General features: G+C 33.0%; 14 protein-coding genes. 5 read left to right on the forward strand and 9 right to left on the reverse strand.

Annotated elements, in window-relative coordinates:
* Nucleotides 1–143: 143 nt before the first annotated feature.
* Together nrdE and nrdI are read right to left on the reverse strand one after the other, a co-directional pair.
* A complete protein-coding gene (gene nrdE / locus HMPREF2586_RS07235; protein ID WP_046207408.1) occupies nt 144–2,249 on the reverse strand; it encodes a class 1b ribonucleoside-diphosphate reductase subunit alpha in 2,106 nt (701 codons plus the stop codon).
* Nucleotides 2,212–2,610 (reverse strand): class Ib ribonucleoside-diphosphate reductase assembly flavoprotein NrdI, encoded by a 399-nt coding sequence (gene nrdI, locus HMPREF2586_RS07240; RefSeq protein ID WP_046207407.1) that lies wholly within the window; start codon nt 2,608–2,610, stop codon nt 2,212–2,214. Before nrdI ends, nrdE begins: the two co-directional genes overlap by 38 nt.
* Nucleotides 2,611–3,320: 710 nt before the next feature.
* On the opposite strand from nrdI, the gene HMPREF2586_RS07245 reads away from it, so the two are divergent.
* Nucleotides 3,321–4,208, forward strand: a complete 888-nt coding sequence (locus HMPREF2586_RS07245) for a DMT family transporter (RefSeq protein ID WP_046207406.1) — start codon at nt 3,321–3,323, stop codon at nt 4,206–4,208.
* Between the two features lie 13 nt (nt 4,209–4,221).
* Nucleotides 4,222–4,722 carry a preQ(1) synthase gene (gene queF / locus HMPREF2586_RS07250; RefSeq protein ID WP_046207405.1) on the forward strand — a complete coding sequence of 167 codons (501 nt, stop codon included), beginning with the start codon at nt 4,222–4,224 and terminating at the stop codon, nt 4,720–4,722.
* A 347-nt stretch (nt 4,723–5,069) separates the two neighbouring features.
* Here the strand turns inward: queF and HMPREF2586_RS07255 are convergent, their stop codons facing one another.
* Nucleotides 5,070–5,300 carry a hypothetical protein gene (locus HMPREF2586_RS07255; protein ID WP_046207404.1) on the reverse strand — a complete coding sequence of 77 codons (231 nt, stop codon included), beginning with the start codon at nt 5,298–5,300 and terminating at the stop codon, nt 5,070–5,072.
* A gap of 169 nt (nt 5,301–5,469) precedes the next feature.
* Here HMPREF2586_RS07255 and HMPREF2586_RS07260 point away from each other — a divergent pair, with 169 nt between their 5' ends.
* Entirely contained in the window at nt 5,470–6,978 is a 1,509-nt protein-coding gene (locus tag HMPREF2586_RS07260) for a peptide MFS transporter (RefSeq protein ID WP_070812702.1), read from the forward strand.
* Nucleotides 6,979–7,185: 207 nt separating this feature from the next.
* Entirely contained in the window at nt 7,186–8,139 is a 954-nt protein-coding gene (locus tag HMPREF2586_RS07265) for a diacylglycerol/lipid kinase family protein (protein ID WP_046207402.1), read from the forward strand.
* A gap of 238 nt (nt 8,140–8,377) precedes the next feature.
* Here HMPREF2586_RS07265 and HMPREF2586_RS07270 read toward each other — a convergent pair whose 3' ends face one another.
* The 6 genes from HMPREF2586_RS07270 to abc-f form a co-directional block, all read right to left on the reverse strand.
* Nucleotides 8,378–8,926 carry a 5' nucleotidase, NT5C type gene (locus HMPREF2586_RS07270; RefSeq protein ID WP_070657649.1) on the reverse strand — a complete coding sequence of 183 codons (549 nt, stop codon included), beginning with the start codon at nt 8,924–8,926 and terminating at the stop codon, nt 8,378–8,380.
* Between the two features lie 230 nt (nt 8,927–9,156).
* On the reverse strand, nt 9,157–10,212 hold the full coding sequence (hisC, locus tag HMPREF2586_RS07275; protein ID WP_046207400.1) for a histidinol-phosphate transaminase: 1,056 nt from the start codon (nt 10,210–10,212) through the stop codon (nt 9,157–9,159).
* A gap of 187 nt (nt 10,213–10,399) precedes the next feature.
* Entirely contained in the window at nt 10,400–11,914 is a 1,515-nt protein-coding gene (locus HMPREF2586_RS07280; protein WP_070657647.1) for an ABC transporter permease/substrate-binding protein, read from the reverse strand.
* Nucleotides 11,911–12,873: an ABC transporter ATP-binding protein gene (locus HMPREF2586_RS07285; protein ID WP_064209522.1), complete on the reverse strand. Its 963-nt coding sequence runs from the start codon at nt 12,871–12,873 to the stop codon at nt 11,911–11,913. Before HMPREF2586_RS07285 ends, HMPREF2586_RS07280 begins: the two co-directional genes overlap by 4 nt.
* 287 nt (nt 12,874–13,160) lie before the next feature.
* Nucleotides 13,161–14,939: a DNA helicase RecQ gene (gene recQ, locus HMPREF2586_RS07290; RefSeq protein WP_046207397.1), complete on the reverse strand. Its 1,779-nt coding sequence runs from the start codon at nt 14,937–14,939 to the stop codon at nt 13,161–13,163.
* Between the two features lie 13 nt (nt 14,940–14,952).
* Nucleotides 14,953–16,833, reverse strand: a complete 1,881-nt coding sequence (gene abc-f, locus HMPREF2586_RS07295) for a ribosomal protection-like ABC-F family protein (protein ID WP_070657645.1) — start codon at nt 16,831–16,833, stop codon at nt 14,953–14,955.
* Between the two features lie 112 nt (nt 16,834–16,945).
* Between abc-f and HMPREF2586_RS07300 the strand changes: the two genes are divergently transcribed.
* Entirely contained in the window at nt 16,946–17,764 is an 819-nt protein-coding gene (locus tag HMPREF2586_RS07300; RefSeq protein WP_046207395.1) for a ZIP family metal transporter, read from the forward strand.
* Nucleotides 17,765–18,232 lie beyond the last annotated feature (468 nt).

An 18,232-nucleotide genomic window follows, 5' to 3' on the forward strand; every position in this document is an offset into this window, starting at 1 on the left:
CTGCATAAGTGACTCTATTTCTATAATGTTGATACACTTTAATTTAAATCATGTTCACTTAATGCATTACCTTTTTGTTTTTAAAACATATGCGATATTTCAAGATTCATATTTCCTTGTTTATTAAATTAGATAGCCTCGTTTTATATTGCACAACTCGTACATTCTTCAACACTTAATAATTTATTTCTAGTGTAATATAAAGATTTCAACCCTTTATGATGTGCATAAACATATAATCTAGATAATTCACGTGTTGATATCTCTGAGTTTACATAAAGAATTGTAGAAATACCTTGATCCACATGTGTTTGGATCGTAGCAATTAAATCGATTAATTTCATTTGATCAGTATTGAATGCAGATTTGTAATACCACATTGTTTCTGGTGATAAGAATGGCATTGGATAAAACGTTTCTGCATTACCGTAAGTACGACGCTCAATTTGGTCAACTATCGGCATAACTGAACTTGTCGCATTTTGAACATAAGAAATGCTTTGTGTTGGTGCAATCGCTAAACGATATGCGTGGAATAAGCCGTGAGTTTCAACTTCTTTTTGTAATGCTTTCCAATCTTCCGGTGTAGGAATTTCTAAACCTTCAAATAATTTACGTACTTTTTCATATTTTGGTGCAAACGTTTGCGAAGTGTAAAACTCAAAATATTTCCCATTCGCATAATCTGATTTATCAAAGTCTTTAAATGTTTCTTGTCTATCTTTTGCAATTTCCATAGATCTTTCAATTGAATAATAGTTCATCATCATGAAGAATATGTTAGCAAAATCTTTTGCTTCTTCAGATTCATAACCAATTTTATTTTTAGCTAGATAACCATGTAGATTCATAACGCCTAATCCAACTGAATGTAATTCACTATTAGCTTTTCTAACACCTGGCGCATTTTGTATATTTGCTTCATCACTGACCACTGTCAATGCATCCATGCCTGTGTGCACTGAATCTTTAAATTTTCCAGATTCCATAACATTAACAATATTTAAAGATCCTAAGTTACAAGATATATCACGTTTTATTTCGTCTTCGATACCATAATCGTTAATAATAGACGTTTCTTGTAATTGGAAGATTTCTGTACATAAGTTACTCATTTTAATTTGACCAATATTAGAGTTAGGATGTACTTTATTCGCATTATCTTTAAACATTAGATAAGGATAACCAGATTGCAGTTGTGTTTGTGCAATCATATTTAGCATTTCACGAGCGTCTTTTTTCTTTTTATCAACATTTGGATTGGCTACTAAACTTTCGTAGTATTCATCTAAATTAATGTCATCTAACGTTACACCATATTCATTATAAACTGTATGTGGTGCAAACATATAAAAGTCTTTACCTTCTTTTGCCAGTTCAAAGAATTTTGAAGGTACAATTAAACCAGTAGAAATAGTTGATAATCGCAAATCTTCATCCGCGTTAACTTTTTTAGTATCTAAAAATTCTTCTACATCATAATGGAAAATATTTAAGTACACTGCACCAGCCCCAGGACGTTGTCCTAATTGGTCAGCATAGCTAAATCCACCTTCAAGAGATTTAGCAACAGGTAATACACCTTTTGCCACGCCTTTAATACCTTTAATCGCTTCTCCTCTAGCACGCAATTTAGATAAGTTGATAGCAACACCGCCACCAATTTTACTTAACTGTTTCGCTGTAGAATCTATAAAATTGATTGAATTTAAACTGTCGTCTACTTCAAGTAAGAAACATGATACAAGCTCACCACGACGCGCACGCCCAGCATTTAAAAACGTTGGCGTTGCTGGTTGGTAACGTTGTTCAATCATAGCTGAGATAAGTTGTCTAGCTGTCGGTTTATGACCATTTGCTAGATATAGTGCAACAATCACAACATGTTGCTTATAATCTTCTAAGAACTGTGTTTTATCGTTTGTCTTCAACGCATAGTCTTTAAAGAATTTACTTGCTGACATATAACTGGCAAAACGAAAGTCAATACTTTTAGCATAATCTGTAATTTCTTGTAAATCCGCTTCTGAATATTTTTCAAAAACGTCAAAATAAAAATCGTTATCCACGAGATAATGTAAGCGTTCAATTTCAGTATCAAAATAGATTGTCTTATCTTGAATCTCTTCTAAATAAACTGCTAGCGCTTCTTGATCCTTTTCCAAATTAAAGAAACCATTATCTTTTCTTTTTGTAACCTCATTGTTTAATTCAATATGATTGTATTTCTTCTCGTCCATAATCTTCATTGAAATTTCCCACCTTATCTTTAAATTCATCTATATCATCTGCAGTGCCCTGTACTTCAAACTTCAATAATAATGGAACTTGGTAACGTTCCGAAATTGATCGTCCAGCTTTTGCGAAATTTTGTCCCCAATTACGGTTTCCGCTAGCTGCAACAGCTTTTAATAAATCATCATTTACTTCTAAAAACGCTTGAACTGGTTGGGGTACCTCACCAAATCCTATTGTCCCAGTGACCAAAACGAATGGCTCCTCAATTCTCTCTGAACAATTATTTTGCGTGATTTCCATAACATTTGTCAGTTCGGTTTTTTTTATAAATCTGCGCACATTGCCGGAAAACGAAAAATATACCACTTTCATTGGCTCACCTTCTTTCTAATAGAAATACGTAAGTTGGAAAATCAAAAATTGTAAGGCTTTCGAGGTGTTGCTTTTGAATGTATTAAATGATTGAAATAACCACTATATATAGTAACTTGTAATTCTATAAGTAGGTATGTAAAAACTCAACATTTAAGTATTAATGCCTTATTTGTCATTATTTAAAGCCTGAAACTGTGTGATTTTACTTAAAATTTGATTTATTATAAATAAATTGACCACGTATCAAAACACAATATATAGTGTTTCGTCCTGGCCATTAATACTATATTATGTGTTTCATTATACATAACTCATCGCCTTATTAAAAGTCTTTAATTTATGTCAAAACAATGAAAACAGTATGAAAATGGCACCAATTCAACCTTAAACTCAATTTTAAATTTTTAAAAAATATTTTTTCGACTTTTAGAGGCTCAATGCTTGCTTTTTTTAATTTCTCTTTAAAGCTTGATATATCTGGATTATCTAGCCATAGGCCTTATATATTGCGCTTCATATATTATATTTTAGAACTAATTGGTATACTTAATTACTTTTAAAATTTCTTAATGAAACACTATATAAACAGAACGTTTGTTCGTATTTATACTTTAATATATTTCCCTTTTAAATTCAAGCATATATACATTTTCTAATTAACTATGCTAATATAGATACGTTAAAATTTTAAAATTGAGGCGATATATGTGAATCCAAAAATAAAAGGTATTATTGCTATTCTAATTTCTGCAGTTGGTTTTAGCTTTATGTCTGTTTTTTTTAGATTAGCTGGAGATCTCCCTGTCTTTCAAAAATCATTGGCAAGAAACCTAGTGGCAATGTTTATTCCTTTGTATTTTATATTTAAGTACAAACAACCACTTTTTGGTAAATTGAGTAGCCAGCCTTTATTAATATCTCGTTCTGCGCTTGGCTTAATTGGCGTATTATTAAATATATATGCCATCGACCATATGATTCTTAGTGACGCAGATACATTAATGAAATTAAATCCTTTTTGGACGATACTACTTAGTTTGATTTTCTTAAACGAAAAAGTACGCAATTACCAATTTATTGCTATGATCGTAGCCATTTTTGGTATGTTATTCGTTGTGAAACCTGAGTTTTCTTCTTCTATGATTCCAGCGATTGGCGGATTACTATCAGGTATCTTCGCGGCAAGTGCCTATACTTGTGTTAGAGCATTAAGTAGCAAAGAGGCACCATATACGATTGTTTTTTATTTTTCTTTCTTCTCTATAATAGCACTCATTCCATTTACGATATTTACATTCGAACCAATGTCTGTCATGCAAGTTGTTTATTTAATCGGTGCTGGCTTAGCTGCGGCTGCTGGTCAAATAGGTATTACCTTAGCCTATAGTTTTGCCCCAGCTAAAGATATTTCAATATTTACGTACGCATCTATTATATTCACCGCGCTATTTGGTTTTATTTTATTTGGTGAGTCACCAGATTTCTATGCAATTCTAGGTTATATCATTATCATTGGTGCAAGCTATTATATGTTTGAAAAAGCAAGACGCCAACCGTTAACCGTTCAGAAAAAGGAACAAAAATCTAAATATTAAAGGAGCAATTACGATGTCTGAAGGACGTAAACATGAAGATTTAAAAGATATTACTTTACTAGGAAACCAAAATAATAAATATGATTTTGATTATCGACCAGATGTATTAGAATCATTTGATAATAAACACCCGGGCCGTGATTATTTTGTTAAATTTAATTGTCCTGAGTTTACATCTTTATGCCCTATTACGGGTCAACCTGATTTTGCTACTATTTATATTTCGTATATACCAAATATTAAAATGGTAGAATCTAAATCATTAAAATTGTATTTATTTAGCTTTAGAAATCATGGCGATTTTCATGAGGACTGTATGAATATTATTATGAATGATCTCATCGACTTAATGGATCCACATTATATAGAAGTTTGGGGCAAATTCACGCCTCGTGGTGGTATATCTATTGATCCTTATACAAACTATGGTCGCCCTGACAGTAAATATGAAAAAATGGCAGAACATCGTTTAATGAATCATGATCTCTATCCAGAAAAAATAGATAATCGTTAATCTTTTCTTGCTCACTCATAAAATTGACTAATCTTAGCTATGAAAAATCTGACAATCGTTTTTTCATAGCTTTTTTATAGGTATTGAGATTATTATTTAAAATATCTAGTCGAGCCTATAATCTCTATTCTCGATATCCCAATTACTTAAAGCCTTCCAATTGATTAATCTTATTAATTAAGAAAGCAGTCTACTGAGAAAGCTCAGAAGACTGCTATCGTAGTAATATGCGTACTAAATGTTCACACATTAAAATAGTCATATTTACAAACTTAGTTTAATCTTAAATTGAATATATCTATAAATACTTAATTAATCTTATTATATTTTTTATTTAATTCACAGTTTTATAAAGAATCCTTTTTCTCTCCACAAACATCTTTAATGCCAAGTGCCCAACTAATATTACAACCTGCAGTATAACCAGGTTCTCCGTCTTTCCAACCACCTTTAGTTTCTAAATATTTTGCAGTGTCTTTAGCCTTTCCCTTTGCACTCGCATCAGGAGAATCAACTGATATACCTCCAAATAACAAGATTGCAGAAAAACTAATCAACAATTTTTTTACTGTTTGCATATTAAAATCCCCCTTTATATTAGATACAACTAAAATAACACTTTCTTTGAATAGTGGCAATATTTTAAATATTCTTTTTTTGAGAATATTATTGAAATTTAATTTAATTAAGCGTAAAATCATTTTTATACATTCTTATAGGGAGTATGAAAGGACGGGGAATGTTTTTATGCAAAATCAAGATAAAGCCCATGAACAAGCGGTTCAATCCATCCCACAAAAAGGATTTTTTGGACATCCTAAAGGGCTAGGCGTATTATTCTTTGTTGAATTTTGGGAGAGGTTCAGCTATTACGGTATGCGTGCCTTACTCATTTTCTACATGTATTTCGCTATCAAAGATGGCGGACTCGGCATGGATAAAAGTACTGCACAGTCAATTATGGCAGTATACGGGGCACTGATATACATGACCTCTGTACTCGGCGGATGGATTTCCGATAGAATTACAGGAACACGCGGAGCAACGTTTTACGGTGGTATTCTAATCATTATTGGACATGTTTTCTTAAGTTTACCTTTAGATATCGTAGGATTATTTATTTCTATGTTCTTTATTATTGTAGGTTCTGGTTTAATGAAGCCAAGCATTTCAAATATTGTTGGTAGATTATATCCCGATAGAGATACACGAATAGATGCTGGTTTTGTTATATTCTATATGTCGGTTAACTTAGGTGGATTACTTTCACCTATTATTCTAGATCGCTTTGTACATACAGGTAACTTCCACGGCGGTTTCCTAATCGCTGCAATTGGAATGGCGCTTGGACTCGTTTGGTACATATTTTTCAATAAAAGAAATTTAGGTCAAATTGGTACAAAACCAACCAACCCATTGAATAAAAGTGAGAAGAAAAAATATGGTATTTTATTTACTGCAATCATTGTAATCATTGCAGTTGTATTATTAATTACTGGCTTAACAGGCACATTATCATTTAATTTAGTTAGTACAACAGTACTTATACTAGGGATTGCATTACCAATCGTATATTTCACAATTATGATTCGAAGTAAAGAAGTCACAGATGATGAACGCTCAAGAGTAATCGCATTTATACCGCTATTTATACTTGGCGTAATATTCTGGTCTATTCAAGAACAAGGTGCTAACGTTCTTAATCTCTTTGCATTTGAAAGCAGTGACATGAAATTAAATCTATTTGGGTGGAAAACAGATTTCGGCCCTACACTCTTCCAGTCGATAAATCCGTTATTTATTGTATTATTAGCGCCAGTGGTTTCATTGATTTGGGCCAAAATGGCTCGACGTCAACCAAGCATAGCAACAAAATTTGTTCTAGGCGCAATATTAGCAGGTGCTTCTTACATAATGATTGGCTCTATTGGACATTCAGCTGGCGGAGCAGACATTAGTGTAAACTGGGTTATTTTGTCTTATATTATTTGTGTTATCGGTGAACTCTGTTTATCACCTACAGGTAACAGTGCAGCAGTTAAACTCGCACCAAAAGCTTTCAACACACAAATGATGAGTTTATGGTTATTAACAAATGCCTGTGCGCAAGCTATAAATGGTACTTTAGTGAAGCTCATTGAGCCTCTGGGACACAAAAATTATTTCCTATTTTTAGGAAGTATTGCAATTGTAGTTAGTTTGATTGTTTTAGCATTTGTACCAAAAATCGTCAAAGGTATGCGTGGCATTAAATAGCACACGTATCAAGCCCACTTCTCACTTTATTGAGTAAGTGGGTTTTTTCATGCGCTAAAGCTCAGATAAACATTATCCTATTCATCCTTGCAAAAAATTGTCACAGCAAAAAAATTTAAAAATAAAGTAAATGCCACCAACTCTTCCTATATAATTATAACTGTGAAAATGTGGGTAAAGTGAATAAGCAACAAAATTTAAAAGAATATGGTGAAAAAATTGGAAAATACTAAATTCAAACACGGTGTCTTATTTTATCATGAATATAGTGGTATTAAAGATATATATCGGGGACTTGGAGATGTAGCAGCTTCCTTAACTACATTTTGTAAACATCTGTCGCTCCAACTAAGTGAAGACGAGGGTGATATTATAAGATTTTGTCAGAAGATTAAAGACCAAAGTTATAGTGACGATGTAGATATCATTTTCCTCCTTGGTGGCGATGGTACTGTCAATGAATTAATCAATGGCATAATGCAACATGAATTGAATATCCCTATTGGTATTATTCCAGGTGGCACATTTAATGATTTTGTTAAAACATTAAACCTGAGTCCACGTCATAAAATGGCTAGTCAACAACTTATTCAATCAGAGTTGCAGTCTTATGATGTTATGAAAATCAATGATCAATACGCACTAAACTTTGCTGGATTGGGACTCATTGTTCAAAATGCAGAAAATGTTCAAAACGGCAATAAGGACATCTTTGGCAAATTGAGTTACGTAGGATCTACAGTTAAAACTTTGCTTAATCCGGAGCATTTTGATTATCAATTAACCGTTGACGGTAAAGTTATTGATGGTAATACTGCAATGCTCGTTGTTGCTAATGGGTCATTTATAGGAGGCAGTCGCATACCTTTAACAGACCTTTCACCTAGTGATGGTTATCTGAATTTATTTATTTTTAAAGAACACAGTTCGAGTGTATTGAGTGATATATTTAAACAAAGAGATAGCATGAACTGGAACCATATGACAAACGGTATTCAGCATTTATTATCTAAAGATATCAAAATAGAGACCACACCCGAAATGAAGGTGGACATCGATGGAGAAATTGCATTAAAAACACCTATCCATATTGAAGTCATACCTAAAGCAATACAAATTTTAACGTTACCTGAAAATACGCCAGATAATGAATATGAATAAATACACTATATATAATGTTTACTAAATAAAATCTTATTAAAAAGGACTAATCCGCGTACACAATGGATTAGTCCTTTTTATATAGCGTTTAGAAATGTTTACTCTCTTAAAGTATAGATAGGTACACTTGAACTTATCGCCCGCTCACTCATGGATTTTCAAGATTCTGCACATTTTAAGTATAGCATCATTAAAATCACATATTTAAACACACAAAGACACGTTCATGTCATTAAATTTATATATCGTAATCACGGTCACCTAAGAAATACTTTTCAACATCATACCAGTTATCTACACGTGTAAAACGATCATCGTTTACATTATGAGACGCAGTATACATGATTGGCTTACCTGTAAATATAGCTAACTGACGAGGGTTGTCATCTATGAGATAGTCTGCATTTACGATATCTTTACGCCCACAAAAAACAAAGTGCTGTGGATCTAAAAATGGAAAATACTCTCTTAACCATTCATATTTATCATGAAATGATGTAGGAACATCCATTGCAGCAGTAGCAATATAAACATCATAGTATTCAGTTAATTTTTTCACAACTTCTTGAGCATGTGCCATCACTTTTAATTTTTTGAAAAAACCTGGTTCGCGTAAAATTTCATGCAATAAGCCATCATGTTCGGGCATTGCGTGACGTAATTTTTTACCGTCCAGCATATCATAGGTTATACCTAAATCTGTACGTTTGTTCACATCTTCAATCAGTGCACCTACTGTATCAGCAAGTACTTCGTCCATATCAATAGCAATTGATTTTCTAGTCATCTCATACTCTACTCCCTTTTAAGTTCTCATTCACTAACAATGATCACGCATGATTACATTAATCATCTGACAACATGACCCTGTTTATCATTATTAGTATAGCAAAAAACGTTCAATGAAACCAAAATTGTACATAAGCCTATCATAATATACTATATAAATTAAATATTTTCGTTATATAGTTCAAGCTTTATACATTTTAATTTATTGAACGTTATAAATGATGTTTGTTATAAATCAAAGTTATTTAATACTTCGATCATTTTATCATTTTGCTCAGGGAAGCCAATCGTAATTCTGACACCATTCGGAAATTCTCTTGTAATGCACCCCTGTTTTAACAATGCTTCATACAATTCGTGAGGTCGTGACGTATTCACAAAAATGAAGTTCGTTTGGCTTGGATTTAATTTATGACTACTAACTGAATCAAAGAATTTTGCTCTTTCTCGAGCATTTTTTTCACGAATAGAATCTAAATACGCTTGATCTTCTAATGCAGCAAGTGCAGCGTGTTCTGATAACCGTCCTACATTAAATGGTGGTCGTATAATATTCCACTTTTCAATTGCTTCTTGAGCAGCGACCACATATCCAATACGCATACCTGCTAATCCATATGCTTTAGAGAACGTTCTAAGTAAAAAAGCATTGGAAAATTGCTCTTGTAGTGCTAATGAATTTGGAAAGTCTTCAGCTGTCACGAATTCAACATAAGCTTCATCTATAATTACTGGTATTTCTTGAGGCACACGTGACAAGAAACGTTGCAATTCATCATGTGTAAAATATGTGCCAGTAGGATTATTAGGGTTACATAGCCATACAAGTTTAGTGTTATCATCAACTTCAGAAAGTATGCCTTCTAAATCAAACCCACCATCTTTTAGTGGTACCTGAACAACATCTGCTGCTTCTACTATGGCATTATGATAATATTGACCAAAAGTCATTTCACTTGTAACAATTTTATCTCCTTTAGTTAAAACAGCACGTGAAATCATTAATATCACTTCATCTAATCCTGCACCGAACAAAATACGTGCTGGATCAACATTCAAATGCTCACTTATTGCTTCTTTAATTAACGGAGAACCCGTTTCAGGATAAAATTGCAATTCATCTAAATGCTGCGTGATTGCGTCTTTCACTTTAGGTGACGGTCCATATAAATTTTCATTAGAAGCTAATTTATAAAGTTCACCCTCAATCCCGTATTGTTCTTTTAGTGCTCTTGGTGATAAACCTGGTTGATATGCTGATAATTGTTCTATTTGTTTTTTCATTGTTGATTCGGGCCTCCTTAAATTTACAGAAATTTCAAAACTTAGTAACCATTATATACCTTATTTCCATTGAAAATCAATGTAACTTTTTTTGAAGTGAGAATTTAATCAAATATAAATACGAGTTCAACTTAATGTGTGCTTTAACATAGTAAAACACATTGTTAAACTCGTATTGTCTTATGAATTAATCAATTAAATTATGTTTTTCTAAATAGTTTTTAGCTACCTCATAAGGATCTTGTTTTTTCACTGTAACTTCATAATTCATTTGTTGCATATCTTCATCAGATATCTTACCTGCTAATTTGTTAAGTGGTGCTTTGATTTCAGGATGTTCCTTTAAATATGATGTTTTAAACATAGGTGCACCTTGATATGGTGGGAATACCTTTTTATCATCTTCTAAAACAACCATATCGTATTGTTTTAATTCGGCATCTGTTGAATATGCGTCAATTAAGTTAATATCTCCGCTTTCAACTGCTTGATATCTTAATTTCGGCTCCATCGTCTTAACTTCTCCAAAATCTAAATCATATGCTTTTTTAACAGCTGGATAACCATCACCACGATCATTAAACTCTAATGTGAAACCTGGCTTAATTTGGTCACTTACTTTGTTTAAGTCACCTATCGTTTTAAGGTTATGTTTTTTCGCAAAATCTTTTTTAACTGCCAATGAATAAGTATTGTTATATTCCATTGGTTTTAACATAGTCATATCGTATTTATCTTCTAAACTTGATTTTGCTTGTTGATATACCTTATTTTCTTGTTTAGATTTCAAATCTTCCTTTGTTAACTCTCCAAGTACAGTACCTGTAAACTCAAGGTAGCCATCTATATCGTCAGATTTCAAAGCATTAAATAGGAATGAAGTTTTCCCCATGCCGTCTTTAACATCTACTGTATCATCTGTTTCTTCTTCAATTAAAATTTTATACATATTTGTAATTACAGATGGTTCTGACCCAAGTTTACCTGCTAATGTAATTTTATCTCCTTTTTGAGCAAACATTGGTCCAATAATCACTAATAGCAGAATTATAATAATTGCACCTAGAGAAATAAGTAACTTTTTATAGGACAGCTTTTGCATATACCGTAAAACTAAATCAAAAAGAATTGCTAATAAAGCTGCGGGAATCGCTCCAATAATGATCAATGATGTGTCATTTCTATCTATACCTAAAAGAATCAAATCACCAAGACCACCAGCACCAATTAAAGCTGCTAATGTAGCAGTCCCTATAATCAATACCATAGCTGTTCTAACACCTGCCATAATTACTGGCATAGCTATGGGTAATTCCACTTTCGTTAATCTTCTTCCTGGCTTCATACCGATACCCTTAGCTGCCTCAATTAATGAGCTATCCACTTCATTGATACCAGTGTATGTATTTCTTAATATCGGTAATAATGCATATACTACTAACGCAATCACTGCTGGTACCTTACCAATACCAAACAGTGGTATCATCAAACCAAGCAATGCTAATGATGGTATTGTCTGTAGTACTGCCGCAATATTCATCACAATTTCAGAAATCTTACGTGTCTTCGTGAGCAAAATACCTAATGGTACTCCAATTACTGCTGCAATGAGCAATGCAATAAATGATATTTGGATATGCTCAAATATCGTAGTTAACAATTGTCCTTTTCGATCTGAAAGTGTATTTATTAATTCATTCATCTTTGACCACCCCCTGTATGCTCGGATAGATATTTAAACATATCTTCGCGTTTAAGCACATGTTGAGTAGCAGTCGATTCATCATTAATAATGATAGCATCATGATTAGCTAAATCACTATAAATGTTTTTAATAGAGACGTCGCTGTTAACAATAGGATAGCCCTTGGTAGCTGCCTGTTCATCAATCGTTAATTCTCCAATAAGTTCTGATAGTTTAATATCTTTTTCTATTTTAAGTGATTTATCCCCAACAAATTGTTTTACAAAATCACTTTTAGGATGATTAACCATATTTTCAGGTGTATCTATTTGCTCTACATGTCCTTTGTTTAATAGACAAATTCTGTCAGCAAGTTTCATCGCTTCTTGTATATCATGTGTTACAAAAACGATTGTTTTCTTTATTTTTTGCTGTAATGCTATTAAATCATCTTGTAGTTTTTCTCGACTGATTGGATCTAATGCACTGAAAGGTTCGTCCATCAATATAACTGGTGGGTCTGCGGCTAATGCACGCACCACACCAACACGTTGTTGTTGCCCACCTGATAGTTCATCTGGTTTTCTATCTTTAAAAAGTTCTGGCTCTAAGCCAACCATATTTAACAACTCATCTATACGTTCATCAATATCCACGTCTTTCCATTTTTTCATTTGTGGTACTTGTGCAATATTTTCTTTTATTGTTAAATGTGGAAATAATGCAATTTGTTGCAAGACATAACCAATATCCCAACGCATTTCATATACTGGATAGTCACTAATTGGTTTACCTTTAAAATAAATAAATCCCTCTGTTAATGAAATTAAACGATTAATCATTTTTAATGTCGTTGTTTTACCACAACCTGAAGGTCCGATTAAAACAAAAAACTCACCTTCTTTTATATTAAAGCTAAGATCATCTACAGCCTTTTTATCCCCATAACGTTTGATTACATTTTTAAATTCTATCAATTTTTCACCCTCACTCTTTTCATTGCCTTTACTATCACTTAAAAAAATTCACATAGTTAACACATAACCGATTTATGTATCATTTAACCCTTTTGAACATAGTTAGATAAAACAAAAACGAAGTTAATTGAAACCGATCAATATCACTATTACATTTGTACTTGTATAGTATATTAATAGTTGTCAAATTAACTTCGTATTTATCGCAATTATTTCAATGTAAAATACTAATACCGTTAAAATTAAGTATATGAGATTATATATTCTAAAAACAATTATTTGCTCAACTAAATTTGAGCTTTATAAGATTGTATTGTTTCTAAAAATATTGGACAGTAGTGTTTTAATTTATAACTTCCGACACCATCAATTAAGATCATATCTTGCTTTGATTCTGGTTTTCTCTTGGCAAATTCTTCCAAAGTAAAATCTGAAAAAATACTTACTGGTGGAATAGTTAATTTTTCACTTAATTGTTTACGCACGGCAACTAATTCATCAAATAAGGCACGGTCTACGCCTTCTACGGTATTGATGTTAACTTTTTCTTTTGATTTACGTTTAAATGGTGTTGTATAAATTGAAATTTGATTATTTAGCAATTCCTTTACAGATACATCGCAAATCAATATTTCATCATGCTCATTTAAAAATCCTTTGAATCGCAATTCATCCATAAGATGACTGAGTTCAGATGTCGTATAGTTTTTCATAATGCCATGTGTGGACAATTGATTATAATCACAATAGCGAATATAATCAGAGTCTTCACCCCTTAAAACTTGAATAATGACACTATAACTTTCTTGCTGTTTCATACGTGCAATACAACTTACGATCATTTTCGCTTCGTTCGTCATGTCATATGTTTTATTTTCTCTAACACAATTACTACATTGCTCACACTCTTCTAGTTTTTCATTGGGTTCAAAATAATGTACGAGTGTTGCTTCTAGACACTTTTTAGTTTTCGTATATAGTAGCATTTTATTCAATTTTTCACCCATTTTTTCTTTGTAATCATCGTCTGCTTTTGAAGATGAAATAAAATATTGGTGTAAACCAATGTCTCTATCACTGAATAAAAGGATGCAATCACTTTTCAGTCCATCACGACCTGCACGACCCGCTTCTTGATAATACGATTCTAAATCACCAGGCATGTTATAGTGAATCACAAAGCGCACATTAGATTTATCAATCCCCATACCGAATGCATTCGTTGCAACTACGACACGCACACGATCATATACAAAATCATTTTGAGCTGCTTCCCGCTCTTTATTGGATAAACCAGCATGATATATTGTGCTGCTAATTTTATTGTTTTCTAATGCTTCATGTAGTTCTTCTACTTGTTTACGTGTCGAACAATATATAATGCCTGCTTCTTTTTGATGATCTTTAACATATTCTAATACGAACTTTTGACGCTGATACGTTGGATTAACTTGAAATATTAAATTTCGTCGTTTCGTACTTGTTTTGATTTCATCGTGTTTATCGATGTTTAAGCGATCCATAATATCTTTTTGTACTTCGATTGTTGCCGTTGCTGTTAATGCTACAATTGAAAAATCTTGTGGTAGTGCAAAAACTTTATGGATGACTTCCTGATAACTTGGTCTAAAATCATGTCCCCATTTTGAAATACAATGAGCTTCATCAAACGCAACTAAGTGTATATCTAACTGCTGTAATAAGCGCATAAAATTGGCATTATCAAAACGTTCTGGTGCAACATATAAAAATTGGATTTCCCCACTTTTCAGTTGTGTTTGAATATCTTTTTGTTGCTTTTGTGTCAAACTACTATTTAAATATGCTGCGCGAATCCCCATGGCCTTCAATTGATCAACTTGATCTTTCATAAGTGAAATTAATGGGCTGATTACGATTGTGGTACCACCTAGCATTAATCCCGGCACTTGATAACAAATTGATTTTCCCCCACCAGTTGGTAAAACGCCAAGCACATTACGATGATCCATTACTTTAGTTATTATTTCTTTTTGACCTGGACGGAATGTGTCATAGCCAAAATAATGTGATAATGTTGCTTCCATGTTATATAATCCCTCATTGTTCTTTTAATTCTTCAAGCTCGCTCCATCTTGTTATATCATCTTCATACAACGTATTAAGATTTTGTTGTTCTTCATTTAATTCTTTGACTTTAGCGTAATCAGAACTTGCTTCAACCATTTCTTGTTCGATCTCTTCTAATCTATGTTCGGTTGTTTCAATACGCGCAATAATTGTTTCATATTCTTGTTTTTCTTTATATGATAGACCCTTTTTCTTTTTCTTTGCATATGCTGGTTTCACTTTTGATTGTTGCTTTTCTTGCATTTGGCGTTTATCTATCTCTTTTTTATATGCTTCATAGTCATCAAAACTTCCTATGATACGTTCTAATTTGCCATCATGAATATACCAATATTCTTGAGCAACTTTATTTAAAAAGTATCGATCATGACTCACCGTGATGACTGTACCACCAAAAGTAGCGATATAATCTTCTAAAATGGTTAAAGTTTCTGTATCCAAGTCATTCGTCGGTTCATCTAATAATAGAACATTAGGTTGATGTACTAATAATTTTAATAGATACAATCTTTTTTGTTCTCCACCAGATAATTTATACACCTTTTTTCCATGCGTTGCACTAGGGAATAAAAAGCGTTCTAACAACTGTGTAACAGAAACAGCAGTTCCATCTTTTTCTTTAGCTACTTCACTTTCTTCACGCAAGTAATCGATCATTCTGATGTCTCGATCTAAGCGCGCTTCAGTCTGTCTGAAGTAAGCAATTTTAACAGTTTGACCAACTTTCAATGCCCCTTCGAACGCTTGGTCATCACCATTCAAAATATTCAATAATGTTGTTTTACCGGCACCATTTGGTCCAACGATACCAATTTGTTGTCCATTTTGTATAATTTCTGTGATGTGTTCAAATAATACCTTATCGCCGATGCGTTTTGACACGTTATCAAGTTCAAAAACTTGTTTACCTAAACGTGAATATGCAAGATTTAAAGAGGCTTTATCTTGTTGTTGCTGATTTTTTACATCATGTTCTAAATCTTTAAATCTATTTTTTCGTGCTTGTTGTTTAGTAGAACGTGCTTTAACTCCTGCACGCATCCAAGCTAATTCTTGTTTATATAATGCACGTTGTTTCGCTTGTTGTTTTTGCTCTACGAATTCATTTTCAGCGCGTTGTGCGATGTAATCTTCATAATTACCGGGATAAGTAGTTAATTTCCCACGATCTAATTCAATAATACGAGATGATACTTCATTTAAAAAATAACGATCATGAGTTACGAACAGCACTGTATGTGGATACTGTTTAACATAATTAATTAGCCAACTAATTGACTCAAAATCTAAATGGTTCGTAGGTTCATCCAAGAGTAATAAATCTGGTTGCTCTATAAGTGTTTTAGCAAGACCAACTCGTTTTTGTTGGCCACCCGAAAGTTCTCTCACTTTTTTAGTCGTATCATTGATGCCTAGCTTTGATAAAATAGTTTTGATTTCAGCACTATAATCCCAAGCTTGATATGTATCCATTGCTTCTTGTGCTTGCATCATCTGTTGAAAATCTGTCTCATTCTGTGTCTCACTATATTTTGTTACAGCAGCTTCATATGAACGTATCACTTGAAGTGTCTTTGTCTCTGACGTTAATACCGCTTCAAAAACCGTTAAATTTTCTTCAAATTCTTGTTTTTGAGACGAATAACGTATGCGATATGCATTAGGATGTGAAACCTCTGCCTCGAAGTCTTCATCCAAACCAGCGATTACCTTTAACAAAGTACTTTTGCCTGTACCATTAATACCTACAAGACCTATTTTTTCTCCTTCAGAAATAGACAGATGCAAATCATCAAAAATGATTTTATCGGCATATGATTTATGTAAATGTTCAATTTTGTAGGCTTCCATCGTCCAACATCCTTTTTAATATCGAAAATTATAATTAATTCTGTTAAACTTAATTTCAGTTCTATATATTATACACCTTTTTGAACTCAAATGATACAAGGGAGCGTAGCTTATGTCAGATTTTTTTCAAGACTTACCTCCTTTTATCCAAGCACTCATCGCCGGTATCATCACTTGGTTATTGACTGCATTAGGGGCTGCTGCAGTTTTTATATTTAAAAGAGTTAATGATAAAATACTGAACTCAATGCAAGGTTTTGCTGCAGGCATAATGATTGCTGCCAGTTTCTGGTCTCTATTACAACCATCTATTGATTATGGTTCAGGTTCATCTATTGCATGGTTACCAGCAGCAATAGGTTTTTTATTGGGCGGTTTTTTTATACGCGCGTTAGATTTAATTATCCCACACATTCACCCAAACACCCAAGACACTAACCAATACCAAGAAGGTGTAGGAACAAAAAAACTCAATAAAAATACATTACTTGTATTGGCTATTACACTCCATAACATACCAGAGGGGCTTTCTATTGGTGTAGCATTTGGTGGTGTAGTAGCCGGTAATGGACAAGCCACTTTCTTAGGCGCACTTGGTTTGGCAATTGGTATCGGGATTCAAAATATTCCCGAAGGTGCTGCGCTTTCTATGCCTATCAGAGCAGCTGGGGCTTCAAGATGGAAAGCTTTTAATTATGGTCAAGCATCTGCAATTGTTGAGCCCATATTTGCTACTATAGGTGCTGCTGCAGTACTGTTCATTACACCTATGTTACCATACGCACTCGCCTTTGCCGCTGGAGCGATGATATTTGTAGTTGTAGAAGAACTTATACCAGACTCTCAAGCTAGTAATAATACTGATTTAGCAACATTAAGTTTAATGCTAGGTTTTACTATCATGATGATTTTAGACGTTGCACTTGGATAAAAGGTAAAAGAAAAAGAAATAACTTGAATCCATTTTTTAAATAAAAAATGATGAAGCCGAGACAATCGTCTCAAGTTCAAAACAAAGATTTTGGGGTAAATACAAGAAAATAGCACTCAGATGATTTAATTCAATTCATCTGAGTGCTTCTATTTTTTCAATACTTCATATTGGTGATTCACTTTCTTAGGGGAACAGCTTCAGCCTGTAGTCTTCAGCTTCTCCTATTCACTCAAGCGTCTCGCCAAAATACGTCACATTTGTCCAAGAACTAAATGTCTCAAACAATCTCATTTTGAGAATGGGGATTTATGTTCTAGCCTTTTTAGCATTCTTTTTTATAATGTGCATGTTTGCTCTGGATATGTACTAATCTGCTATCCTACCCTGCTTAAAGTTCACTCATATTAAATAATTCAATACAATCATCATGCGCATCATAAAATACCATTCAATACTCTTACATAT

This window comes from Staphylococcus sp. HMSC034G07 (assembly GCF_001835975.1).
Classification (GTDB): Bacteria; Bacillota; Bacilli; order Staphylococcales; family Staphylococcaceae; genus Staphylococcus; species Staphylococcus ureilyticus.